The sequence below is a fragment of the Halomonas sp. NYA30 genome (assembly GCF_976980765.1).
This window is the reverse complement of the sequence record NZ_OZ334477.1, coordinates 4,224,258-4,248,481: the sequence shown is the minus strand read 5'-3', so window position 1 is coordinate 4,248,481 and position 24,224 is coordinate 4,224,258. Positions and strand designations below refer to the sequence as shown.

Genomic DNA, 24,224 nt, shown 5'->3' with positions numbered 1-24,224 from the left:
GCGGTCGAGATGAGGCACCCAGGGTGGTTGCTGTGGCCAATCGGCGACACACCCTGCCAATGAGTCCGTTCTCGCTGTGTCCCTGTTCCGGAGTGATGCACGCCGCGCTACATGCTCTTGCATCCACTGTTGGGTTTGTGTCGATAGGTCAAAGCGCGCGACAAGGTCGCGGTAGTAATTGCCGAGAATCGGCAGTACCGGAGTACAAGCTTGCTGCAGCGCTGTGCTTGTCGCGCGCATGGAGTTTGTACGACAGGGCGACATGGTGTCCCCGAACCGCCGTGTTGGTGCAGTCAGAGTGGATTCAATCACTCAATACCGGGGTAGTTGATGTGCTCACCAATAACTATATCCGTAGTGTAGAGGTTGGTTGTTTTCGTGAAGGCGGAACCTCGGGAACTGCACTGGCTGATTAGGGCGTTGTCGTTTTCAATGTCTCAAACCAGCACACCTTTTCGCGGATTTCTGATGGGCATCAAACCGCGCCTGAGAATCAGCGCAAATTAGAGTCTCACGTTGACGAGATGTTAATGCGTTCCGTGGATACCGACGCAACGCGGTCGAAATCGTGAATATAGTGACTGCACATAGGCGTTAACTAGCTAGTTTTCGTTGGCAAGCAGGAGGGCGTTTGTAAATTAGCCCTCCATCTATTTAGTGTATAGTTCGAATAGCGAACATATGTACAATTTTGTCCTGAGCCATACATCTGAGCTATTTTTGGTCGCCGGACAGCGTTAATGGGAAGCATATCGCCATGCCCTCTGCATTTTTAAAGCACCCCTTTATGAGCCAGCGCGCCGTCGGTGAATGTGACGATGATGCCATGGTTCGAGCCATGTTGGCCTTTGAGTTGGCTCTGGCCGAGGTTCAAGAAGCCAGCGGAGCCTTGCCTGCCGGGGTTAGCCAACAAATGTTACAGCAACTTGAGCGCGCCAAGCTTAATGTCGCTGAGATCGCCGAGGGAATCGCCAGCGGTGGCAATGTGGCGATTCCCTTCGTTAAACAGAGCCGTGCGCTGCTCGCCGATGAGAACAAGCGCTACTGGCACCAAGGCGCGACCAGCCAGGACGTGGTCGACTCCGCGCTAATGCTGCTGCTCAAGCCACGCTTAGCAGCACTAGATGATCTGCTATTGCGCTGCCGCTCGGCTGCGGTAGCAATTATGGATACTCATATTGATACGCCCATGGTGGGGCGCACCTTAATGCAGCAGGCCCTGCCGATCACCTTCGGGGTGAAGGTGGCTCACTGGGCAATTGGCCTGGAGCAAGCGCGCCGCCGTTTAAGCGCTGTTGAGCTACCTGTTCAGTTTGGTGGTGCGGTGGGCGTGCACTCAGGTTGGGATAAACTCGGGCTTGAGTGGATGGACGCTTTGGCTGAGCGGTTAGGCTTGGCAGTGCCGGTGCTGCCCTGGCATACCGACCGCTACCCCATTCATGCCCTCGGCACGGCGTTTGATGCTGTCGCGGGGGCTGCTGAAAAAATCGCCCTGGATGTGTCGCTGCTTACCCAAACCGAAGTCGGCGAAGTCGCGGAGCCCTCCGCGCCGGGGATGGGGGAGTCGTCATCCATGCCCCATAAGCGTAATCCGGTACGCAGCGCACTGATTCGCGGTGCAGCGCGGCAAGTGCATGGCCATACCAATGTTTTGATCAATGCTGCCGCCCAGCCGCTAGAGCGCGGCTTGGGCGAGTGGCATGCGGAGTGGTCGCCACTTATAGAGAGCGCTCTGCTGGTGGAGGGCGCATTAGAACAATTGGCGGTGCTGCTTGAAGGGCTAGAAGTGAACCCAGTCAACATGCAGCGCAACCTAGTGGCCACGGGCGGCGGCATTATGGCTGAGCCGATGGCGCGTTTGCTCACCCCAATTTTGGGTGCTGATAAAGCTAAAGCCGTCAGTGCCGCTGCTGCGGAAACCTCACGCCTCGAATCCCGGCCCTATTCGGATGTGCTTGCTGATCATCCTGACGTAAAAGGGTTCGTGGGCGCCGAAGATCTACGCAACGCTTGCAATCCGGCTTTATACCTTGGTAGCAGTGCGGCCCAAGTATTACGCGCCAAAGAGTGGCTGAAAAATTCATAAGTAACTGAAAAATTTTGTCTTTAACCCCGTGGGTGAAAGTGGGTTAAGTCAATCTTGGTAGTTAGTCAGCAACGCAGAATTTGACCCTCATAGCGTTCGGCAGTAACTTGTTCGTATAGAGAATCAATGTTCGTTTTACGAACAAGTTACCCATAAGTAGTCAACGACACGCTAAGAGGCACCCATCATGGCCGAGTTTCTCAGCTTGCATGACGCGGTAGCGCGCTACGTCCAAGACGGCGCCACCGTGGCCATGGAAGGCTTTACCCACCTGATACCGTTTGCCGCCGGTCACGAAGTGATCCGGCAAAAAAAGCGTGATCTGACGCTGATCCGTATGACCCCCGATATCATCTACGATCAAATGATCGGCGCAGGCTGCGCTAAAAAGGTGATCTTCTCCTGGGGCGGTAACCCCGGTGTAGGATCGCTGCACCGCCTGCGTGATGCGGTTGAGAAAGGCTGGCCGCATAAAGTCGAGATTCTTGAGCATAGTCACGCCGCGATGGCCTGCGCTTTTGAAGCGGGTGCCGCCGGTCTGCCGCTGGCGGTCTTTCGCGGCTACATCGGCAGCGAACTGCCCAGCGTCAACGACCAAATCAAGTTCATTGAGTGCCCGTTTACCGGGGAGCGCCTAGCGGCAGTGCCGTCGGTGCGCCCGGATGTTTCGATCATCCACGCCCAACGGGCGGATCGTCAGGGGAACGTGCTGGTGGAAGGTATCGTTGGCGTACAGAAAGAGGCGGTGCTGGCGGCCAAGCGCAGTATCGTCACGGTGGAGGAGATCGTCGATGACCTCAACGCCCACCCCAATGCCTGTGTGATTCCCAGCTGGGCGATCAGCGCCATTGCGGTAGCCGAGAAAGGCGCACTGCCCTCGTACACCCACGGCTATTATGGCCGCAGTAACCGCTTCTATAAAGAATGGGATGCCATCGCTCGCGATCGCGACATCTTTACCCAGTGGCTCGACGACAACGTTTTTAATGCCGCCGATAACGTGGGAGGCCAAGCCTAATGAGTCTGGAATACACCTCTTCTGAAATGATGTCGGTGACCGCCGCGCGGGCGCTGGAAAATGGCATGACCTGCTTTGTGGGTATCGGGCTGCCCTCGGAAGCCGCCAACCTGGCACGGCTGACGCACGCACCCGATGTAGTGCTGATTTACGAGTCCGGCACGCTGCAGACCAAGCCCGATATTCTGCCGTTATCTATTGGGGATGGTGAGCTGTGCGAATCGGCGCTCACCACCGTGGCGGTGCCGGAGATGTTCCGCTACTGGCTCCAGGGCGGCAAAGTCGACGTGGGCTTTTTAGGTACCGCGCAAATCGACCGCTTTGCTAATCTTAACACCACGCTTATCGGCGATTACAAAGCGCCCAAGGTTCGCCTGCCGGGTGGCGGCGGTGCGCCGGAAATCGCCACCAACGCCGGTGAAGTGTTTATCACTTTGAAGCACTCCAAGCGTGCCTTTGTGAAAGATGTCGACTTCGTCACCACCCTTGGCTTTGGCCGCGACGGGAAAGGGCGCGACAACGTGCCCAATATCGGCAAGGGCCCCACCCGCGTGATTACCGACCTGTGCGTGATGAAACCCGACCCGGACAGCAAAGAGTTGGTAGTGGTGTCACTGCATCCGGGCGTTAGTCGCGAAGACGTGACTGAGGCGACCGGCTGGGAGATTCGCTTTGCCGAACAGCTTGAGAGCACTCCTGAACCCAGCGAAAACGAGCTGACGATTTTGCGTGAGCTCAAAGCGCGCACCGAGCGGGCCCACGCGGACGCATAAAGGAGCTATTTATGAGCGATGTTGTTATGCAAGACGTCTTTCTATGTCATCCCCGCCGCACAGCCGTGGGACGCTTTGGTGGCACCCTGGCCAGCGTGCGCCCGGATGATTTTGCCGCGACGATTTTTAAAGCTGTACTGGCAGAAGCGCCGGATCTCGACCCTGCTGCCATTGAAGAAGTCTTTATGGGCTGCGCCAACCAGGCCGGTGAAGATAACCGCAACGTGGCGCGGATGTCGTCGCTGCTGGCGGGCATTCCTACCTCTGTGCCCGGCACGACAATGAACCGCCTGTGTGGCTCGGGTATGGACGCAGTCGGTACCGCGTTTCGCGCCATTAAAGCCGGTGAAATGGAGCTGGCGCTGGCCGGCGGCGTGGAGACCATGTCTCGCGCGCCCTACGTGATGGGCAAGGCCGACAGTGCCTTCTCCCGCAATCAAAAACTCGAAGATACTACCATTGGCTGGCGCTTGATCAATCCGCTGATGAAGAAAGCCTACGGCGTCGATTCGATGCCGGAGACCGCAGAGAACGTCGCCGAGCAGTTCCATATCTCTCGCGAAGATCAGGACGCTTTTGCGCTGCGCTCGCAGCAGAAAGCCGCGGCCGCCCAAAAGGCGGGGCGCTTTGCTCAAGAGATCACGGCCATCGAGATCCCGCGCCGCAAGCAGGAACCGCTGATCTTTGACCAGGATGAGCATTTACGGGAAACCACGCTCGAAAAACTGGCAGGTTTGCCTACGCCCTTCCGTGAAGGCGGCAGCGTTACCGCAGGCAATGCTTCTGGCGTCAACGACGGCGCGGCGGCGATGCTGGTGGCCAGCGAAGCAGCGGTCAAACAGCATGGTCTTAAGCCGATGGCGAAAATTATCGGCATGGCCACGGCGGGCGTTGAGCCGCGCATCATGGGCTACGGGCCAGTACCGGCAGTGCAGAAACTGCTCAAGCGCACCGGTATCGCCATGGACGATATTGATATTTTCGAGTTCAACGAAGCGTTCGCCGCCCAGGCGTTAGCCTGTATGCGCGACCTGGGGCTGGCCGATGACGACCCTCGCGTGAACCCGAACGGCGGCGCGATTGCCCTAGGGCACCCGTTGGGCATGTCCGGCGCACGGCTACTGCTGACCGCCGCTCATGAGCTACAAAACAGCGGCAAGCGCTATGCACTGTGCACCATGTGCGTAGGCGTGGGTCAGGGTATCGCTACGTTGATTGAACGCGTTTAACGGAGACCGTCATGGCATTTCATACCATCAATGGCCGCAGCGTGGCCTATCGGCTGCTCGGCTCGGAAGTGAATCCACTTATCGTACTGGCGCATCCGCTGGGCATGAGCCAAGCGGTCTGGGACGACGTGATTCCCGCGCTGCTGCCTCGCTACCGGGTGCTGACCTGGGATCTGCCTGGCCACGGTGCCAGCCAGGCGGTCAGCGGTTCGCAGATCACGCCCGCTGATTTAGCCGCTGAGGCTCTGGCATTGGCAGAACTGGCGGGCGCTGAGCGCTTTCACTTTGCCGGTACGTCCATTGGCGGTGTCGTCGGCCAGCAGTTGATTGCTGCGCATAGCGACCGCCTGCTCTCCGCTACGCTGACCAACACCGGCGCTGTGATCGGCAACCCGGATCTATGGAACACCCGCGCAGGCCGTGTGCGCCAGGAAGGCCTGGCGGCGATGTCTGAAGAGATAGTGCCGCGCTGGTTTGCGCCAGCGGCGTTTGAGGCAAGCCCCGCGCTGAAAGCGGGATGGTGCGTACAAATGGGCCGTGGCGATGACGAGTCCTACGCTCAGCTGTGTGAAATGCTGGGCCGCGACACCTTTACCGGCAAGCTTTCCGGTAAGCGCACTAAAGTGCAGCTATTTGGCGGCAGCGAAGATATGGCCACGCCGGCCGCGACTCTGGAAGCCTTGGCGACAGAGCTTGATGGCGCACCGCTGGAGGTTTTTGACGGCGTGGGTCACGTGCCTGCGGTAGAAGCCCCGGTGCTGTTTGCACAAAAGCTCCTCGCGGTGCTGGCAACTGATCTGGGCGACGTGGCGAACTACGGTGTGGCGTACGCTACCGGCCTGGAGACCCGCAAGCAGGTATTGGGTGGCGAGCACGTTGAGCGCTCCACCGCCAATGCCAACAGTCTTGATGCTTCCTTCCAGCAGATGATTACCCGCCTGGCCTGGGGCGAACTGTGGAGTAATGACGACTTAACTCGCCGCGAACGCAGCATGATCACCACCGGGATTCTTGCTGCGCTCGGCCGTGAAGAGCTAACGCTGCACCTAAAAACCGCTAAACGGATTGGCCTAACGGAAGCCGAGCTGCGTCAAGTATTGATGCACGTGGCAATTTACGGTGGCGTTCCGGCGGCCAACCACGCTTTTGCCCTTGCTAAAGAGCTGGGCTGGGGCGAGTAGGTTAGTGACGATGATAAACATCGATTCAAATAAGAGGTAAGGGCGATGACCCATGACAATAAACGCTTTGTGGCCCGCGACCGCAACTGGCATCCACCCGCCTACGCGCCGGGTTATAAAACCTCGGTAGCACGTTCGCCCCAGCAGGCGCTGGTGAGCATGCAGCAACCGACCGTTTCTGAACTGACCGGTCCCGATTTCAGCCACCTACGCATGGGCCCCCACGATAACGATCTGCTGCTGAACTTCCGCCAAGATTCGAGCCAAGGCCAAGGGCTGCCCCAGGGCGAGCGGATTATGATGTTTGGCCGCGTGGTAGATCAGTTTGGCAAACCGATACCGCATACCTTGGTGGAAATGTGGCAGGCCAACGCGGGTGGTCGCTATCGGCATAAAAACGATAAGTATCTGGCACCGCTGGATCCTAATTTCGGCGGTGTAGGTCGCTGCCTGACCGATGAGCAGGGTATGTATCGTTTCCGCACCATCAAGCCTGGCCCCTACCCGTGGCCCAACGATATGAACAGCTGGCGCCCAGCGCATATTCATGTATCGGTAACCGGCCCTTCGATCTCTACCCGGCTGATTACCCAGATGTATTTTGAGGGCGACCCGCTTATTCCCCTGTGCCCCATCGTGCATACGCTGAAAGACCCACTTGCGGTGGAGACGATGATTGGGCGGCTCGATATGGCCCACAGTAAACCGATGGATTGCCTTGCCTACCGCTTTGATGTGGTGGTACGCGGCGAACTGCAGACCTTCTTCGAAAATCAATAGCCGAAAACTAATAAGGGCAGAGGGATACATCATGAATCAGCCTAACAGCCAGCCGACCAGCGAGCTGATGCTGCGGGAAACCGCCTCGCAAACCGCTGGCCCCTACGTGCATATTGGCTTGGCCCTTGCGGCGGCGGGCAATCCTGTACGGGACGAAGAGATCTGGAACGAGATGGCTAAGCCCGACGCCGAGGGTGAGCATATCGAAGTCGTAGGTACCGTCATCGACGGCAACGGTGATCTGGTGCGCGATGCTTTTGTAGAAGCGTGGCAAGCGGATGCCAACGGTCACTATCAAGCCGATTACGACCTCAGCAAACCGTTCAATAGCTTCGGACGTACCGCGACGACGTTTGACCACGGCAGCGAGTGGTCGTTAACCACCATCAAACCCGGCGCGGTGAAGCACCCGAGTGGTCAGTTAATGGCACCGCACATTAACCTAACGCTGTTTGCCCGCGGGGTGAATATTCACCTGCAGACGCGGCTCTACTTCGATGACGAAGCTGAAGCGAACGCCCACTGCCCGGTGCTCACGCGCATCGAATCTCCGGCGCGCCGCCAAACCCTGATCGCCAAGCGCGAAGAGGTTGATGGTAAGGTACGTTACCGGCTAGATATCCGTCTGCAGGGCGAGGGTGAGACGTTGTTTTTTGATTTTTAGCCTTGTCACGGGCAAGCGTTTTCTCCTCAAACAAAAGCGTTGTTCATTTATGGGCAACGCTTTTTTTATTGGGTACGACTATGGTCGTGGCGTGATATTGGAAAAGTCCAAGTTTTGTTTGCCATTGTGCCTTTTAAGGTAGGTATATGGCCCGCAACGCTGAAAGCGGTCAGCAGAAGTGGCACAAAGGCGTATTGCGTCACTTGAACATAGACGAATGTCGATTAGCCCTATGCATGCTAGTGGACTAATGTGGTTGCTTAGAGCGAACTAGCATTCGCTGTGCGAACTTATAGTAATCCAAAAAAAGTCCTGGAGGCTCCAATGAAAATGTCCCTATCCCGGTGTGTCTTGGCAGCGGCGATTGCTGGCTTAGCCGTTAGTTCGGCACAGGCAGAAACCACCCTGCGTATGGCCCACTTTTGGCCTGGACCTTCAGGCGTTAATGAAGATGTTTTGCAGGCATGGGCCGATACCATTGCCGAAGAGTCGAATGGCGATTTGACTATTCAAATGTTCCCAGCAGGCACGTTAGCCAAGCCGGATTCCATCTACGAAGCCGCCGCCAACGGTATTGCTGATATCGGCGCCACCGCTCAGGGCTACACCGCTGGCCGTTTTCCGCTGTCGCAAATTGTTGAGCTGCCAAGTGTAGCTTCTACGGCAACGCAAGGGGCGTGCGTGCTACAGACGCTCTACGACGATGGCCATTTGGATAGCGAATACGAAGATACCCGCCCGCTGTTTATGTTTACCACTGGGCCTGGCGGGATCCACACCATCGACACCGATGTGCAAACCCCTGCCGACCTGGAAGGGCTGCGCATTCGCCGCCCCACCGCTGTGGCGGGTGAAATGCTGGAAAATATGGGCGCAAGCCCGGTTGGCATGCCAGCCCCCGATATTTACACCTCCATGCAGCGCGGTGTTATCGATGGCCTAAGTTTTCCTTGGGAAGGTTTGAAAGGCTTCCGTATTAATGAGCTGGTGAGTTACCACACCGAAGTGCCGTTTTACACATTAATCTTTGTCGCCACCATGAATCAGCGCGCGTACGATAATTTGACGCCTGAACAGCAGGCGGTAATCGATAATAACTCAGGCATGAAGTGGGCTGAAAACGCCGGTAAAGTGTTTGACCGCCTAGACGTAGAGGGCAAACAAGAAGCTGCTGATGCTGGCCATACCATTCGCGAAATCGAAAATCCGCTAGCGCATCCTGATTGGCAAGAACCGCTCGAAACTGGTATTGAAAATTACCTAACCCAGTTGGAAGAGCGCGGTTTGGATCAGGCTCGGGATGTATATCAAGCTGCATTGGCAGCCAGTGAGTCTTGTGGTACCCAATAGGGGTAAGGTTTTATGAAGTCTGCTCTCTATAGGGCCAGCCACTGGCTGGCCCTCATTTGTCGCTTAGTGGCTGGCATCGCGCTGGTTGGGCTGCTGGCAGTGACCATTGCCGATGTCAGTACGCGCTATCTATCGCGTGTAACAGAAGGCGCTATTGCGTTGCGCGTTTCCGGCAGTGTAGAGCTGGTCAGCTATTTGATGCTGTTTTCGCTATTAGCCGCCATGGCCGCTAATGTGGAGAAAAGCCAAGTGGTGGTAGAGGCGTTCTCTCACGGCTTGCCGCAAGCGATAAAAAATCGCCTGCAAGGGCTCTTTTTCCTCGGTTTCATGGCGCTTGGGCTGATTCTATTTGTGGGCTTGCTTGATTCGGCTGCGGCCGCCAGTCGGCATGGCGAGATAACCCAAGACCTAAGGCTACCCATGGGCCCGATTTACCAGCTGGCAGCGGTGCTCAGTTTACTACTGGGATTACGTAGCTTTATTCACGCCGTGCTAGGCGTTGTTTATGCTGCGGGCGAGGAGGCGACTCATGGGGAGTGAGGCAATTGGCGCCCTTGGGTTAGGGCTGTTATTAGTACTGATGGTTCTGCGCGTACCGGTCGCCTTAACCATGCTCATTGTAGGGGTGGTGGGCTTTGCTCAGATCATTAGCTGGGATGCGGCTGTCGCTCAGTTAAAAACCGTTCCGGTAGAAGTACTTTCCAATTACAGCTTCAGCGCCGTGCCCATGTTTATCTTAATGGGCGTGCTGGCTGCCCATTCGGGAATGGCCGGTAAACTGTTTGATTCAACCCGTATTATTTGCGGTGGCTGGAAGGGCGGCCTAGCGATTGCGGCCGTGGGCTCTTGCGGGATCTTCTCCGCTATCTCTGGTTCTTCGTTAGCCACGGCGAGCACCATGACCCGGGTGGCGCTGCCGGAGATGGAGCGTTATGGCTATAACCGTGGCTTAGCATCCGGCGCGCTGGCCGCAGGCGGCACGCTGGGGATTATGATTCCGCCCAGTATCGCACTGCTTATCTACGCCATTCTTACCGAACAGTCCGTTGGCGATATGTTCATGGCGGGTTTAATTCCCGGTCTGCTGGGTCTAGTAATGTACTCACTGACCATCACGGTCGTCATGTATCTGCGCCCCTCCCTGGCGGTAGCAGGAGAGCCGACAAGCTGGAAAGAGAAACTGCTTTCGCTGACCGGCTTAGTGCCCTTCTTTGGCGTTTTCCTGGTGATGATTTTAGGTATCTATTTTGGTGCCTTTACGCCGACGGAAGGGGCCAGTGTTGGCGCGTTTGCCACGCTGCTTTACGCCTTAGTAAAAGGCATGCGCGGTGCGCAGCTATGGCGCAGCGTACAAGAGACGTTGGCGCTTTCAGCCGTGGTGTTTTTTATGCTGGTGGGGGCTGAAACGCTCGGCTACTTCATCTCGGTGTCGCGCATTTCGTTTTCCATTACTGACCTGCTCTACGGTATGGATCTCACGCCTATCGTCGTGGTGCTGTGCATTCTGGCGCTCTACTTTGTGCTGGGCATGTTTATGGACTCTATCGCAATGTTGGTGATCACCGTACCGGTGGTGTATCCGATTATTCAGGCCATGGGCATCGACCCCATTTGGTTCGGTATTTTGACCGTACTGACCGTTGAGTTGGGGCTCATGACCCCGCCGGTGGGCATGAACGTGTTTGTAATAAAAGCGATGGCACCGCACGTTGGGCTGGGTGAGATTTTTAAAGGGGTCGCGCCTTTTGTGGTCTCGGATTTAATACGCTTGGCGCTATTAATCCTTTTCCCGGTGCTTTCTACCTTTTTCTTGCTTTAAGCAACGCGCTTGTTTAAGCAAAGAGGTTGTTTAGCTAAAGGGCTAACCGGTATTAACGCGCTTGCGACTGACGAATGCGGAAGTCGCGAGGTGAAAGCGCGGTATTGCGCTTAAAAAAGCGTGTGAAGTAGGCAGGTTCAGAGAAGCCCAAGCTGTCAGAGACTTGGCCGATAGTCATATTGGTATAAGTTAGCTGGCGCTTGGCTTCTAGCAGTAAGCGTTCATGCAGCAATTGCAGAGCGCTGCGTCCAGCGAGTTGGCGGCACAGCATGTTTAAGTGCGCGCTACTTACCCCCAATTGCTCGGCTAACGCTTCAATGCTGGGCTGCTCACGGTAGTGCGCTTGAATCAGCGTTTGATAGCGCTCTAAATGCTGCCGGCCTTTATCGCTTTGGCGAGAGCCATAGCGTTTTGTAGGGTTCCCTGTGCAAGTGTCAAGACGCGAAAGCTCCACCACCAAGGCTTGAATAAGTGCTTCGAGTAGGCTGTTCCGTCCTGGGGCAGGTTGGCGATACTCCTGGTCGATCTGAGACACCAGCGTGGCGATTCGCCCAGCCCGATTTGCCTGGAGAAAAGGGTAGAAATCTGCTTTTTTTAGCGTGCTGCTCTCACCCATTAATGCATGTAAATGGTCTGCCAGCGGTTTTGCCAGGGTAATAATGTGCCCCTGCACATCGGGCGAGAAGTGAAAGCCATGAATGGACATCGCGGGCACAACGATAGCGCTGACGCTTTGAAGTTGATGGCTGGTTCCCTCCAGCTCTAACTCAACGCTACCGTGAGAAATAAATAAAACATGCACTAGATCGGCGTGCCGATGCGGGCGAATACGCCAATCGTGTAGCTGGCTACGTTCTTGGATCGATTCGCAGTGGAGCAAGTCTGGCGTGGGCCAGTGCTGCGTCTCGCCATAGAGTTTAAATACCGGAACGGCTGTTGCCGATGAGTCTGTCATCTCTACTTCTCAACTATTAATTTAATCTAAGACTAAGGTGGGGTGATAAAGCGCTAAATGTCCAATAATTGATCTAGATCATGCCTTACTATGTGGCGTGTTTCATTGAAAAATACAAGTTATAAGTTTTAGGTAATGACAATGATGAGGCATCCCTTATGAAGACACAGGTCGCGATTATTGGCGCAGGGCCTTCCGGCCTCCTGCTAGGACAGCTATTGCACCGCCAAGGCATTGATAACGTGATTGTTGAGCGGCGTAGCGGTGAGTATGTATTGAGCCGTATCCGTGCTGGTGTGCTTGAGCAGGGTATGGTGGATTTACTGCGCGAAGCGGGTGTCGACCAGCGTATGGATGAAGAGGGCATACCCCATGACGGTTTCGAGCTTGTTTTCGACAACCGTCGCGTGCGGGTCGCGCTAGATGAGCTGACCGGCGGCAGTAAAGTCATGGTTTACGGCCAAACCGAGGTGACGCGGGATCTGATGGAGGCCCGCGCCGCCGCTGGCGCGACAACGCTCTATGAGGCGGAAAACGTCCAGCCCCACAACCTAGATAGTGACAACCCCTATCTAACCTTTGAACACGACGGTAAAACGGTCAGGCTAGAGTGCGACTACATCGCCGGGTGCGATGGCTACCATGGCGTCTCCCGCCAGGCGATCCCTCAAGAGCGCATCAAAGAGTTTGAAAAAGTTTACCCGTTTGGCTGGTTGGGTATGCTCTCGGATACGCCCCCAGTCTCCGATGAGTTAATTTACGCACGTCATGAGCGTGGCTTCAGTCTTTGTAGCATGCGCTCTGCCACCCGCAGTCGTTACTACCTTCAAGTACCGTTAGATGAAAAGGTAGAAGATTGGTCTGATGAGCGCTTTTGGGAAGAGCTTAAGCGCCGCTTGCCTGACGAGGTGGCCGCAAAGCTTGTCACTGGGCCTTCCATCGAGAAAAGCATCGCACCGCTGCGTAGCTATGTGGTCGAACCGATGCAGTACGGGCGGCTTTTTCTGGTCGGCGATGCGGCGCATATTGTACCGCCGACTGGTGCCAAAGGGCTTAACCTGGCTGCCAGCGACGTAAATACGCTCTATCGGCTAATGGTGAAGGTCTACCAAGAAGGCCGCACGGATCTGATTGAGCGCTACTCGCAAACGTGCTTGAAGCGTATCTGGAAGGCGGAGCGCTTCTCCTGGTGGATGACCTCCATGCTGCACAACTTCTCTGACCAAGAGGATTTCAACAGCCGTATGCAGCTGGCCGAGTTGGACTACGTGACCAGCTCTAAAGCAGGGATGACCACCATCGCGGAAAACTATGTGGGGCTGCCCTACGAACCGCTGGAATAGCCCCTAACCTTTGTCAATTCATCCTCCTTGCCCAGGCTAACGCTTGGGCTTTTTTGTGCTTAAAAGCCAAGAAATGTAGTGAAGTTTTTGGCACTTTCGCGCTCGGTAATAAAAGTATTCTCGGGTGCCTGAGTGTCTTCGTAGCCTAGCGCTATGCCGCAGAGCAGTAGCGAGTTTTCATCCAACTTAAGCTCGTCGCGAATAAGTGTGTGATACCAAGCAAAGGCAGCCTGCGGGCAGGTATGCAGCCCTTGGCCACGGGCGGTCAGCATTATGCTTTGGATAAACATGCCGCAATCCATAAAACTACCGGTTTCCAAGCGGCGATCCATCGTGATGAAAAGCCCCATGGGCGCATCGAAAAAGTGAAAATTCCGCCGCGCCTGGGCTTCGCGCTTGGCTTTATCGTCGCGTCCGATACCTAGCGTTGCATAAAGCCCAAAGCCACAGCGTCGGCGGCGTTCCAGGTAGGGTTCAAACCAGTTCTGCGGATAGTAGTGATACTCGGGTGGATCGCTTTTGCCGTGATCAACCGCGTCTAATAACCGCTGACAAAGCTGGTCTTTAGCGGCACCCGCCACCACATGCACTTTCCAAGGCTGGATATTGCTACCGCTGGGCGCGCGGCTCGCAACCTGCAAAATGTGCATAATCGTTGCGCGCTCGACGGGGGTGTCGAGAAAACGACGCACCGATTTGCGGCTGGTGATGGCGGTATCTACATGCATGTGGGTACTCCCTAAAATTCGTGCGGTGCTTTACTTTGCAACTACTCGCAAGTGGCTTACACCGGCGAAAGAGTTAGTTCATCTATTAGTCGTAAGCGATACGTCTCAATTTAAGTGAATATACCCTATCTCGTGCAAAATTTAAGGATGGGTCAACTTCCGAAATAGTCACTTATAAACCATTAACAAGTTGATTTTTAAGACTATAAAGAGGTCCACTTTTTTAAATAAATGGCTCGATTAGGTATGCATATCAACCTGAGAGGTATTGGCGACTCGGCTCGTCAGTCGTAACACTTACCCGCACTGTTATTACTATGCAGGTAACAATCATGTCGCAAACCACTGGGGTAGCCGAACAGGCGCCCTACGCGGAAGCCTCTGCTTTCAAGCCGATTTCTCTTGTGCTGGGTATCCTTATTGGCCTGGGTGTTTTCTTTTTGTTGCCCGAAACGCTGGCTTTCAATGCTCGTCTTGTAGCGGGCATTGCCATGCTGATGGCCACGTGGTGGATGACAGAAGCGATCCCTATCCCTGCTACGTCACTGTTGCCGCTGGTCCTGTTCCCTTTTTTCGATATTGCCTCGGTCGGCGAGACCGCCTCACCCTATGCCCATAGCATTGTTTTTCTTGTGTTGGGGGGCGTCCTGCTAGGTTTGGCAACGCAACGCTGGAATTTACATCGCCGCTTCGCACTACTGACGGTGCTCACTGTGGGCACCAAACCGGCTCAAATCGTCTTCGGTCTGATGTTCGCTAGCTGGTTTATCACCATGTGGGTCAGCAATACCGCCACCGCTGTCATCATGGTGCCGATCGGAGGTTCGATCATCGCGCTAGTGAAGTCGCTGGGTAACGGTGATGACACGCCCAAGTTTTCTGCTGCTGTGCTATTGGGCATTGCCTATGCCATCACCATCGGCTCCATGGCCACATTGATCGGGCAGCCACCGATGGCGCTAATGCGCGCCTATATGGAAGACACCCACGGGCTTAGTATCGGATTTGGCCATTGGATGCTGGTGGGTGTGCCGTTCTCATTCACCATGCTGATATTGGCTTGGCTGGTTCTCAACAAGTTGGTGTTCCGCTCCGAAGTTGCGAACATCCAGGGTGGCCGGGCGATGATCGAGACAGAGCTCAGCGCGATGGGCCGACTGTCGCCTGAAGAGTCGCGTGTACTAATGGTCTTTGCAGGGGCAGTGTTCTGCTGGGTCTTCGTGCCGTTAATTGCGAGAATTCCTGTTGTGCAGAGTGCACTGCCTTGGTTGACTAACATTAACGACACCAGTGTGGCGATCCTCGCGGCGATTCTGATGTTTGTGGTTCCTGCCTCTAAAGGAAAAGGGGCGTTGCTGGCGTGGTCGGCCACCCGCGACGTGCCTTGGGGGGTACTGATTCTATTTGGCGGTGGCTTAACACTTTCAGCTCAGTTTACCGCCACTGGTTTGAGTGCCTGGGTTGGCGAGAGCGTCTCGGGACTGTCAGGCCTACCGCCAATTTTGATCCTAGCCATCACTGCTATCGTCATTATCCTATTGACCGAGCTCACCAGTAACACGGCGACCGCGGCTGCCTTCTTCCCCATTATGGGTTCTATAGCAGTGGGGCTGGGTATTGAACCTTTCTTGATGACCATCGTGGTTACTTTTGCCGTGAGCTGCGCCTTTATGTTGCCGGTGGCAACACCTTCCAATGCGGTGGCTTTTGCAACGGGAGATCTTCCGATTAAGAGCATGATCCGTGCAGGTATCTGGCTCAATGTTATCGGCTTACTGGTGATCATGGTCGCGCTCTATACCATTGTTCCTCTGGTATTCGACGTCTCTTTCTAAAACGAGGCTGTCAACGTCATTGGCAGCGATTCGGATTTGACGCTAGTAAAGATCCGTCCTATTTTGTTCGTAATACAAATTAATGTTCGCAATAAGAACAAAGGGGTTTTCCATGTCTCAGCCTTGCATAATTTGCGTCGCCATTACCGGCAGCCTGCCACGCAAAGAGAACAACCCAGCCGTGCCCATTACGGTTGAAGAGCAGATTGTAAGCACCCAAGCGGCATTCGAGGCGGGGGCTACTATCGCTCACTGTCACGTGCGCAACGATGACCAAACAACTTCATCTGACCCAGAGAAGTTTGGCCGCCTGATGGACGGGCTTAAGAAACACTGCCCCGGCATGATTATTCAGCTTTCTACCGGCGGGCGATCTGGCGCTGGTGAAGCACGCGGTAGGATGCTTTCGCTGAAGCCCGATATGGCCAGTCTCTCGGTAGGCTCCAATAACTTCCCCAATCGTGTTTACGAGAATCCGCCGCAGCTGGTGGAGTGGCTTGCCGATGAGATGCTCAAGTACGGCGTAAAGCCTGAAATCGAAGCGTTTGATTTGTCCCATATCCACCAAGCGGTGAACCTTTCAAAGCAGGGCAAGCTAAAGACGCCGCTCTACGTGCAGTTTGTCATGGGGGTTAAAAACTCCATGCCCGCAGACAAGCCCACCTTTGATTTCTATATCGAGACGCTCAGGCGGCTGGCGCCGGATGCCCAGTGGTGCGGCGCGGGTATTGGCGCTAACCAATACCTGCTTAATGAGTGGTCTATCGCCGCTGGTGGTCACACCCGTACCGGGCTAGAAGATAACGTGCGACTGGATAGCAAAACGCTGGCGCCTTCTAATGCGGCGTTGGTCGAGCGCACCGTCGCTCTATGCGAAAAGTACCAGCGGCCGGTGGCTACCTGGCAACAGGCGCGTGAAATGCTTGGGCTATAAATAATATAAAACCGACAATTAAACCGCAGGAGTTAAGTTATGACCGATGTCACTGTCGTGGGTGATGCACCTGAGATCGACGAGATTAAGCGTGTTGTGCAACTATATGTTGATGGCTTTCAAGGCAGTAGAGAAAAGCTGGAAGAAGCGTTCCATAAGGATGCGTGGATTTTTGCTTTGGACGCTGATGGTGCGTTAGCGACTGATCTGATCAGCGATCGTTTCGAGCGTTGGTCTGATAGTCACCGTGCAGTGAAGAGTCGCTTTATTGCGGTGACCCAGGCCGGGGAAGTCGCCAGCGTGTTGCTAGGCTTTGACAATAGCGAAAACCTTGCGGATTCCTGGGTCGATGTTATTGCCCTGGTGAAGGTCGATGACGCTTGGAAAATTACCAATAAAACGGCCGCTCATAGCACGCGTGCGGCGTGGGCAAAGCCAAAATATTAACGGCCTTGCTGGTATGCCGCGGCCGTTAAGGTTGCAGTGACGCTAGGCTAAATAGGCCAACGCGCCGGTTGTCATCGCCTCAATGCCGGTTCGCAAGGTCACGTCGTTGCCTGGGAAGTAGTAGGGCGAATGAGGCATTTCAAGATGGCGCATTTTCTGCGAGACGCTTTCCCCTGGCGTCTTCGCCCATCGCTCGGCGGCCGTCGCCCCGATAAACCAGTACGCGTAGGGAATATCTTCGCCACCAAAACCGCCTGCTTCAGCATTGCCGAAAAACGGGAAATCCTCGCTACCATTGAGGCGTGGCATGGCATAGAGGTTGGCATCGCCAAAGTGCTTCGCGTGGGCGCTGCGAACATGCTCTACCGCCATTGTGTCGTTATGCAGGGCGATAGTCTCATTTAGCACTCGGAATTCCGGCAGTTTGGGCGAGCGGCCCGCTTCGCATTCTGCGCGTATGATTCGCTCAATAGACGTCACTACTTGGCTATGCAGTGCATCATCAAAGCTACGGATATTAATCTCAAGCTCGGCGGAGTGGGGAATGATATTTGCCTGGGTACCCGAGTGAAGCTTTCCTACGGTGACCACCACTGTTTCTTCCGGTGGCACTTCCCGGGAAACGATACTCTGAAGGCGGGTGACCACATGCGCAGCAATCACTATTGGATCTACCGTTTGTGCGGGCATGGAACCGTGGCCTCCAGCACCATGAATAGTCACCTCCAAATTAGTACATGCGGCCATGGCGCTGCCAGTGATATGCCCAACGCTGCCTGCTAATGCTGGCATATTATGTTGCCCTAAAATGATGTCTGGGCGTGGGAAGCGCTCATAGAGGCCATCATTTAACATCGCTTTGGCGCCGCCAAAAATCTCTTCAGCAGGCTGGCAGATCAGCATCAACGTGCCGGACCAGTGTTCCTTTAGCGCTGCCATCACAGCTGCTGTCCCCACTATACAGCTGCTGTGTAGGTCATGCCCGCAGGCGTGCATCAGTGGTACTTCATTGCCATCTGCCGCAATAGTGGTTTCTTTACTGGCAAAATCGAGTCCAGTCTCTTCCTTGATGGGGAGGGCATCCATATCGCCACGCAGCATGACGGTAGGGCCAGTTCCGTTATTCATTAGAGCGACGACACCTGTGCCGCCTACGTCGCGTGTCACTTCATAGCCGAGACTTTCCAAAGCATCGGCGAGTCGCGCACTAGTTTTATACTCCTTGAAGGGAAGCTCGGGCGTTCGATGCAACTCGCGGTATAGATTTTGGATATCTACGAACGTTGCCTCGGCCTGTTTGCTAATAGCATCTTTTAAATTGAAACATTCTGTTTGGGTAACCATGTTCTTCTCCAGGCGTTCAATGGGAGTGTGTTGAGGTAGGGGCAGCAAGGGCGGGCTTAACGAGCCACTGCCAGGCTGACACAACGCCAACGTTGAGCAGCATCGCCCAGACACCAGCGTGCCAGCCAAGTGGAGAGCTCCAGGCGAACTCCATCATCAAGTAGGCCAGGCTGCCGAATACGGCGCCCGCCATGACGCTAGCGCGGCGTAGATGTGGCATAAACAGCGCGCCAATTACCATCGGGAACAGTTGGACAATTAAGCCATAGGCGCCGAGTAGGAGTAGGACCAGCGACGAGGGGTTGGCCAGCGCGAACAGGTAGGCAATCAACGACAAGCCGAGCACGCTCCAGCGTGTTGCGCTGATAACCGCTTTCTCGCTTGCCCCTTTCATCATGGTGGGGCCAACTACATCACGCACCAGCACTACTGCAGCGGTATGGGCTAGGTTAGCACCGGTAGACATGGCGGCGGCCAGTGCGCCGGAGAGCATCAAACCGATCACCCAGGGCGAGAAGTTGGCCACGTCCATTACCATGCGTAGGAGCACCGTATCAGAGCGCTCTAAAGGAGAGTCGGAGAAGGTCAAGATGCCAGCAAAACCGATAAACAGCAGCGGCACCAGCAGGTAGGCGTAGAGTGGGTAAAAGACACTGACTTTGCGCAGCGTTTTGCCGCTATCAGCGGAGTAGAACTTCATAAACAGATGCGGCCACATGGCACCACCGAATGCGCTGACCAGTACCGCTGTGCTGAAGTAGCCCCAGTTCATGTCGGTGGCCCCAGGCATGGTCAGGTATTCCGGCATGGTTAACTGGATCTGGCTGAACATCTCGCCCACGCCGCCGTAGAGGCGCTCGGAGATCGACAGGCCCAGGAACCACGCGATGACTATCATCATGATCCCTTGGAGTAGGTTGGTCCAGCCGATGCCGTTCAGACCACTACAGAAGACGTAGGCGGCGACCACCAAGAAGGCGAGCAATGCTCCCAGCCAGAAGGGAATCAGGCCATCAGTTGCCGCCTGAAAGAGCAGACCGGCACCGGCAATCTGAATCGTGAGGTAAGGCACCAGCGCTAGCACGCCGATTACTCCGGCCAGTATACCCAGCGTTTTGCTTTGGTAGTGATCGGCAATCATGTCGCCTTGGGTGAGATAGCCCCGCTCTCGACCTAGCTTGGCCACTCGCGGCCCCATGGCCCAAATAGTGATGGGTATCAGCGATAGGTAAGCGAGAATATAGAAGGCTGGTGCACCGTGCTGATAGCTCCAGCCTGGCGCACCCAGGAAGGCAAAGGCAGAGAATATTTCGGCGCCGAGGATGAAGAACAAAATCACCACGCCAACGTGGCGCCCACCTGCTACATAGCCCTCCAGGCTTGAATTTTTCTGGCCGCGAGCGCGGAGTCCCACCCACAGCACCAGAGCGAGATAGGTCAAGGTGATGCCGACGACAATGATCGAATCATTCATGGCGACCGCCCCCGTGGCGAACCACATAGGCTATCCACATACCGACAAATAGAATCAGCATCCAGAGGATGTACCAGAAAAATAGAAAAGGCAGTCCGAGGACGGTGGGTTCGATACGATTGGCAATCAGGGCGCCGGGCCAGATCATTGCTAGGGTACACACGGCAAAGTGCAGCCCCGTTAGAAGGTGATAGTTCTTGTTCATAATGTTTCCTGCTCGCCTTGGCAAGTCTTGTTATGGAGGGTGAATTCACTATGAAACAAGGAGAGAGATACCAAAAATATAGATTTTAGATGCTAGCCATATCCTATAGGCATGGCTAGCCAGTATGGTGGTAATGTTGTTCTGCCCCTAAATGTGAGTTCACGAGCGAATGTGAGGTGATATCACGCCAATGGAATTTCGCCAGCTGGAATATTTTATAGCGGTGGTGGAGACAGGCTCTATTTCTGCTGCCAGCCGAAAAGTGCATGTTGCTCAACCGGCGTTAACACGACAGATGCGGCTGCTAGAAGAAGATGTGGGTACACAGCTTCTGGATCGTCACGCTCGCGGTATTCGGTTGACCTTGGCAGGGCGAACGCTTTTTAGCGAAGCCACCCGGCTGATTGATGATCGTGCAGATATCAAGGCGCGCCTGCTGGCGATGGGCCGTGGCCAAACTGGAAAGCTCAGCCTAGGTGTCACTGTGACGCATTTGTGGGTGCCGGAAGTGGCCAAGCTCATGGGTGGCTATCGTGGTCGTTATCCACATGTGGCATTGGATGTCTTTACATTACTTTCCGGCCCGCAGTTGGAGAAGCTGAACCAGGGGGGGCTTGATGCAGGTATTATCTATCATGATGACCATACGCCTTCAGGCATTGAAGCCCACCTTTTGCAGCGTGACCATCTGATACTCGCCGTGCCCGCTAACTCATATTGGGCACAATCGACACCGACACGACTGGATGAGCTTGCTGAGACAGAGTTTGTATGGGGGTATCGTGGGATTTCGCCGGTCTATTATGATCGAATGGTCGCGCATTTTTCTCGGCTAAACTTTGAGCCCCGCGTTGTGCAGTATGGCGCTGATAACATCACCATTCTTAGTATGGTGGCAGCAGGGCTAGGTGTATCCATTGTACCGGCTGCCAGCCGTAGCCATCCCATGCCCGGTATCTGTTTTATTGAACTGGAGGAGTTAACCACCTGTGATATGCCGCTATGGCTAGCGTGGCGAGCAGGCAATGTATCTCCTGTGCTCAATAATTTTATTCAAATGGCAGTAGAGATATTTGAATAAAATTAGCTGCTTTGGCTTCAATAGAAGTAAGCCGCTGCGATTTTTATCGCAACGGCTTAAGTTAATGCTGCCAATGATCCGAGTTGCGCTAACCTAGGGGAACGGACAGTACTAGCTCGATTTTTTGAGCGTTTCAGAAAAAATCTCACCTGAAATTGCCCAGTTGTCCATGGACACGTCATTGAAAATGACATAGACGTATTGTGGGTCGATGTTGCCATGCTGAGTGATCGCATCGGTGACAGCTTTAGCAATAGCAGGTTTGGCTTCGTCACGGCCATCAAACATCTGAATATTTACGACTGGCATGGTGAATCCTCTTGGGGTTGTGAACGGTGTGCTTCATCGAGCTTGCTGCTCAAGAATGCAGTTTAGTCCTGCCCCTGCGGTTGATAAACACGCTACAAACTGCTTCTGAGTAGCGCTTAATTCTACAATCAGCCAAAAGCATTCTGACCTGCCAGGGAGACCAATTCGTCGATAATAAAGCGAACGCTCGGTAGCCGTTGATAAGAGCGCGGCCAAATAATATTAAGTTCTGTAGGGGAGGGGCGAACTCGGGGAGGATCGTCACCAACTTTCCCTGCACGATAAAAGGCCGCAGTAATGCCTCTGGAAACTGTAGAATCCCCGCGCCTGCTATGCAGGCATCGATCATCGCGTCGCCATCGCTTATTTGATGAAAAGGTAGGGGATTAAACCTCACTTCCTGCCCATTATCGTCTTTGACTCGCCAGCTCAACGGTGACCCTCCGCGCCACGCCATCAGGCAACGATTTTGACTGAGCGCCGGTAAACTCTGTGGGGTTCCATAGCGTTCAAGGTAGTTAGGCGATGCGCAGAGCACGAGATGCTGGTCATTGAGCTTCTTGGCGACCAGGTCGGCACTGTCCTTCAATGCGCCATAGCGGATGGCGAGATCAAACCCGGCATCCAGCGGGTCAATGATGCGATCATTGAAGGTGAGGGTAAGCTTCAGGTGCGGATAACGCTCGGTCATGCCTAACAAAATAGGCATCATCACCGACCGACCAAAGGCGGCGGGCATATCAATCCGAACTGTGCCGGATGGTTCACTCAGCTTTGAGCGTAGCGAGGTTTCTGCCGCCTGCAGTGTGTCGAGAGCGCTTTGACAGCTGGCAAAATAAGCTTCCCCTTCCGTGGTAAGGCTTAGCTTACGCGTGGTTCGATAAAGTAATTTGGTAGCTAAGTGCTGTTCCAGCTTAGCGATGCTTTTACCCAGCGCCGATTTAGAAACACCCAGTTCATTGGCCGCAGCGGTAAAGCTGCCCGCTTTGGCAACGGCAACAAAATAGACAATGGCACGTGGATTGTCAGAAAAAACCGGACTGCTCATGATAAGTGATCCTGTTTTGCTAAGCGGAAGGCAATACACATTACGAACAAGCGGTAATGGAAAAAAAAAGATTTATTCGCCAGTTTCAAAGTCATCCCAGTACGGCGGGTCACCGAAATATCCGTCTAAAAAGTCGATAAAACACCTCACCTTACTCGCCAATAATTTGCGGTGTGCATAAACAGCATAAAGACCTAAAGGCGCTGGTTCGCACTCAGGAAGAATCACTTTTAGGCTGCCCTTGGCAATCGCTGCGCCAGAGATAAAGGTCGGCTGAATGGCAATACCTGCCCCCTGAATAGCGGCTTTGGTCAACACATCGCCATTGTTACTGATCAAGTCCCCCTCTTGGTGCCGTCCAGCGATTGGGAGCCACTCTGTGGCGGGCAGTCCCATATCATGCTCCATATAGCTGTAACGCAGATATCGATGTTGCTTAAGTTCACTGGGGCTTGTAGGGGTGCCATAGCGGGCTAAATAGTCAGGCGAGGCGCATATTACCAGTCGCACGGGGGCGATAAATTTCGCGATCAAGGAAGAGCTCTTCAAATGACCAATGCGTAAGGCAATATCAAACCCTTCCTCTACGATATCCACCTTTCTATCGTTCAATTGTAAGTCAATGCTGACGGCCGGATGTGCCTGCTGGAAGTCAGCCAGTAGTGGCGCTAAGTGCAGTGTCGCGAAGGAAACAGGCGCGCTGATCCGCAAACGACCTCGTGCGCCTTCTTGTAAGTCATTGAGCTGACTGTCCATATCGTCGATGTCGTCAAGCACCTGCTGGGCATGCTCAACGTAACGAATACCCGCTTCTGTGAGATGCACTTTGCGAGTGGTGCGGTTCAACAAGCGCACTCCGAGGCGGTCTTCCAACTGAGACACATATTTACTGACGAGCTGAGGCGACATTTCAAGTCGCTCGGCGGCCTGGGTGAAGGTGCCTTCGCTAACCACGTTGACGAAGGCTCTCATGGCATCAAGACGATCCATTCGTTTCCCTATCCCTGATGGAAATAAAAATTATCAACGCTTTGTTGTTAATCATGCAACATATCCGGCCTTATTGTTCCTTCATGGCGAGAGTAAAGTGCGTTCATCAGTAACGCAAAGCTTGTTGAATAAACCATTCGCTATTCGAGGAACCACTCATGAAAAACCAATTCGCACACACTTTATTTAACTCCACTGGCGGCTATGCGGCCCTGGCTTTAAGACTGCCGGTCGGTCTGATATTAGCGGCACACGGTGCACAAAAATTATTTGGCTGGTTCGGAGGCTACGGCTTGGAAGGCACCGGACAATGGATGACCAGTATCGGGCTTGAGCCCGGCTATGCCATGGCATTACTGGCAGGCAGCGCCGAGTTTTTGGGTGGGATCGCTTTATTCCTCGGGCTTCTAACGCGTCCCGCGGCGATTGCCTCAGCCATCACGATGCTAGTCGCTATTTTCAGCGTCCATGTGAGTAACGGCCTCTTCCTGACGAACAACGGCTATGAATACGCACTTGCTCTTTTCGCGATGACCACCGCGTTAGCGATTCAAGGCGCAGGGCGCTTGTCAATCGATAGCCTGCTGCAGACACAGTTCTTTCCGGAGCGAAAATAACCCTCAGCATACCG

The 24,224-nt window shown here is 54.5% G+C and carries 24 protein-coding genes; 16 read left to right on the top strand and 8 right to left on the bottom strand.

Annotated elements, in window-relative coordinates; all coding sequences use genetic code 11:
* The first annotated feature begins 757 nt into the window (after positions 1 to 757).
* The 10 genes from ACWI0H_RS19670 (at position 758) to ACWI0H_RS19625 (ending at position 10,900) form a co-directional block, all read left to right on the top strand.
* A complete protein-coding gene (locus ACWI0H_RS19670; RefSeq protein ID WP_485874307.1) occupies positions 758 to 2,086 on the top strand; it encodes a class-II fumarase/aspartase family protein in 1,329 nt (442 codons plus the stop codon).
* 187 nt (positions 2,087 to 2,273) lie between these two features.
* Positions 2,274 to 3,104: a CoA transferase subunit A gene (locus ACWI0H_RS19665; RefSeq protein WP_485874306.1), complete on the top strand. Its 831-nt coding sequence runs from the start codon at positions 2,274 to 2,276 to the stop codon at positions 3,102 to 3,104.
* Positions 3,104 to 3,877 (top strand): CoA-transferase subunit beta, encoded by a 774-nt coding sequence (locus ACWI0H_RS19660; protein WP_289137263.1) that lies wholly within the window; start codon positions 3,104 to 3,106, stop codon positions 3,875 to 3,877. Before ACWI0H_RS19665 ends, ACWI0H_RS19660 begins: the two co-directional genes overlap by 1 nt.
* A 26-nt stretch (positions 3,878 to 3,903) precedes the next feature.
* On the top strand, positions 3,904 to 5,106 hold the full coding sequence (pcaF, locus tag ACWI0H_RS19655) for a 3-oxoadipyl-CoA thiolase (RefSeq protein WP_485876277.1): 1,203 nt from the start codon (positions 3,904 to 3,906) through the stop codon (positions 5,104 to 5,106).
* 11 nt (positions 5,107 to 5,117) lie between these two features.
* The gene (locus ACWI0H_RS19650; protein WP_485874305.1) at positions 5,118 to 6,287 is read left to right on the top strand and encodes an alpha/beta fold hydrolase; all 1,170 of its coding nucleotides are present in this window, start codon (positions 5,118 to 5,120) and stop codon (positions 6,285 to 6,287) included.
* A gap of 45 nt (positions 6,288 to 6,332) precedes the next feature.
* Positions 6,333 to 7,067 carry a protocatechuate 3,4-dioxygenase subunit beta gene (pcaH, locus tag ACWI0H_RS19645; protein WP_133731742.1) on the top strand — a complete coding sequence of 245 codons (735 nt, stop codon included), beginning with the start codon at positions 6,333 to 6,335 and terminating at the stop codon, positions 7,065 to 7,067.
* A gap of 31 nt (positions 7,068 to 7,098) precedes the next feature.
* Positions 7,099 to 7,731, top strand: coding sequence for a protocatechuate 3,4-dioxygenase subunit alpha (pcaG, locus tag ACWI0H_RS19640; protein WP_208862679.1), 633 nt, complete (start codon positions 7,099 to 7,101; stop codon positions 7,729 to 7,731).
* Between the two features lie 324 nt (positions 7,732 to 8,055).
* Positions 8,056 to 9,081 carry a TRAP transporter substrate-binding protein gene (locus ACWI0H_RS19635; RefSeq protein WP_485874304.1) on the top strand — a complete coding sequence of 342 codons (1,026 nt, stop codon included), beginning with the start codon at positions 8,056 to 8,058 and terminating at the stop codon, positions 9,079 to 9,081.
* 12 nt (positions 9,082 to 9,093) lie between these two features.
* Entirely contained in the window at positions 9,094 to 9,621 is a 528-nt protein-coding gene (locus ACWI0H_RS19630) for a TRAP transporter small permease (RefSeq protein WP_295713971.1), read from the top strand.
* Positions 9,611 to 10,900 (top strand): TRAP transporter large permease, encoded by a 1,290-nt coding sequence (locus ACWI0H_RS19625; protein ID WP_485874303.1) that lies wholly within the window; start codon positions 9,611 to 9,613, stop codon positions 10,898 to 10,900. Before ACWI0H_RS19630 ends, ACWI0H_RS19625 begins: the two co-directional genes overlap by 11 nt.
* A 52-nt stretch (positions 10,901 to 10,952) precedes the next feature.
* Here the strand turns inward: ACWI0H_RS19625 and ACWI0H_RS19620 are convergent, their stop codons facing one another.
* Positions 10,953 to 11,855 (bottom strand): helix-turn-helix domain-containing protein, encoded by a 903-nt coding sequence (locus tag ACWI0H_RS19620; RefSeq protein WP_485874302.1) that lies wholly within the window; start codon positions 11,853 to 11,855, stop codon positions 10,953 to 10,955.
* Positions 11,856 to 12,013: 158 nt separating this feature from the next.
* Between ACWI0H_RS19620 and pobA the strand changes: the two genes are divergently transcribed.
* Complete coding sequence (pobA, locus tag ACWI0H_RS19615) at positions 12,014 to 13,198, top strand: 4-hydroxybenzoate 3-monooxygenase (protein WP_295713962.1); 1,185 nt, start codon at positions 12,014 to 12,016, stop codon at positions 13,196 to 13,198.
* Positions 13,199 to 13,257: 59 nt separating this feature from the next.
* On the opposite strand, the gene ACWI0H_RS19610 is transcribed toward pobA, so the two are convergent.
* Entirely contained in the window at positions 13,258 to 13,926 is a 669-nt protein-coding gene (locus tag ACWI0H_RS19610) for a nitroreductase (RefSeq protein ID WP_485874301.1), read from the bottom strand.
* A 332-nt stretch (positions 13,927 to 14,258) separates the two neighbouring features.
* Here ACWI0H_RS19610 and ACWI0H_RS19605 point away from each other — a divergent pair, with 332 nt between their 5' ends.
* The 3 genes from ACWI0H_RS19605 (at position 14,259) to ACWI0H_RS19595 (ending at position 17,142) form a co-directional block, all read left to right on the top strand.
* A complete protein-coding gene (locus ACWI0H_RS19605) occupies positions 14,259 to 15,761 on the top strand; it encodes an SLC13 family permease (RefSeq protein WP_485874300.1) in 1,503 nt (500 codons plus the stop codon).
* Between the two features lie 112 nt (positions 15,762 to 15,873).
* Positions 15,874 to 16,695: a 3-oxoadipate:acetyl-CoA acetyltransferase gene (locus ACWI0H_RS19600; RefSeq protein WP_485874299.1), complete on the top strand. Its 822-nt coding sequence runs from the start codon at positions 15,874 to 15,876 to the stop codon at positions 16,693 to 16,695.
* Positions 16,696 to 16,734: 39 nt separating this feature from the next.
* On the top strand, positions 16,735 to 17,142 hold the full coding sequence (locus ACWI0H_RS19595) for a nuclear transport factor 2 family protein (RefSeq protein WP_485874298.1): 408 nt from the start codon (positions 16,735 to 16,737) through the stop codon (positions 17,140 to 17,142).
* A gap of 42 nt (positions 17,143 to 17,184) precedes the next feature.
* Here the strand turns inward: ACWI0H_RS19595 and ACWI0H_RS19590 are convergent, their stop codons facing one another.
* From ACWI0H_RS19590 to ACWI0H_RS19580, 3 genes are read right to left on the bottom strand one after another with little or no spacing between them, the layout of a single operon-like run.
* Entirely contained in the window at positions 17,185 to 18,486 is a 1,302-nt protein-coding gene (locus ACWI0H_RS19590; RefSeq protein ID WP_133733642.1) for an amidohydrolase, read from the bottom strand.
* 16 nt (positions 18,487 to 18,502) lie between these two features.
* Complete coding sequence (locus ACWI0H_RS19585) at positions 18,503 to 19,960, bottom strand: sodium:solute symporter family protein (RefSeq protein WP_485874297.1); 1,458 nt, start codon at positions 19,958 to 19,960, stop codon at positions 18,503 to 18,505.
* On the bottom strand, positions 19,953 to 20,165 hold the full coding sequence (locus tag ACWI0H_RS19580; protein WP_485874296.1) for a hypothetical protein: 213 nt from the start codon (positions 20,163 to 20,165) through the stop codon (positions 19,953 to 19,955). Before ACWI0H_RS19580 ends, ACWI0H_RS19585 begins: the two co-directional genes overlap by 8 nt.
* A gap of 190 nt (positions 20,166 to 20,355) precedes the next feature.
* Here ACWI0H_RS19580 and ACWI0H_RS19575 point away from each other — a divergent pair, with 190 nt between their 5' ends.
* Positions 20,356 to 21,246, top strand: a complete 891-nt coding sequence (locus tag ACWI0H_RS19575) for a LysR family transcriptional regulator (protein WP_485874295.1) — start codon at positions 20,356 to 20,358, stop codon at positions 21,244 to 21,246.
* Positions 21,247 to 21,357: 111 nt separating this feature from the next.
* On the opposite strand, the gene ACWI0H_RS19570 is transcribed toward ACWI0H_RS19575, so the two are convergent.
* From ACWI0H_RS19570 to ACWI0H_RS19560, 3 genes are all read right to left on the bottom strand, one after another.
* Entirely contained in the window at positions 21,358 to 21,555 is a 198-nt protein-coding gene (locus ACWI0H_RS19570; RefSeq protein WP_485874294.1) for a tautomerase family protein, read from the bottom strand.
* A gap of 49 nt (positions 21,556 to 21,604) precedes the next feature.
* Complete coding sequence (locus ACWI0H_RS19565; RefSeq protein ID WP_485874293.1) at positions 21,605 to 22,603, bottom strand: LysR family transcriptional regulator; 999 nt, start codon at positions 22,601 to 22,603, stop codon at positions 21,605 to 21,607.
* A 72-nt stretch (positions 22,604 to 22,675) separates the two neighbouring features.
* Entirely contained in the window at positions 22,676 to 23,593 is a 918-nt protein-coding gene (locus tag ACWI0H_RS19560) for a LysR family transcriptional regulator (RefSeq protein WP_253028244.1), read from the bottom strand.
* A gap of 158 nt (positions 23,594 to 23,751) precedes the next feature.
* Between ACWI0H_RS19560 and ACWI0H_RS19555 the strand changes: the two genes are divergently transcribed.
* Positions 23,752 to 24,210, top strand: coding sequence for a DoxX family protein (locus ACWI0H_RS19555; protein WP_485874292.1), 459 nt, complete (start codon positions 23,752 to 23,754; stop codon positions 24,208 to 24,210).
* Positions 24,211 to 24,224 lie beyond the last annotated feature (14 nt).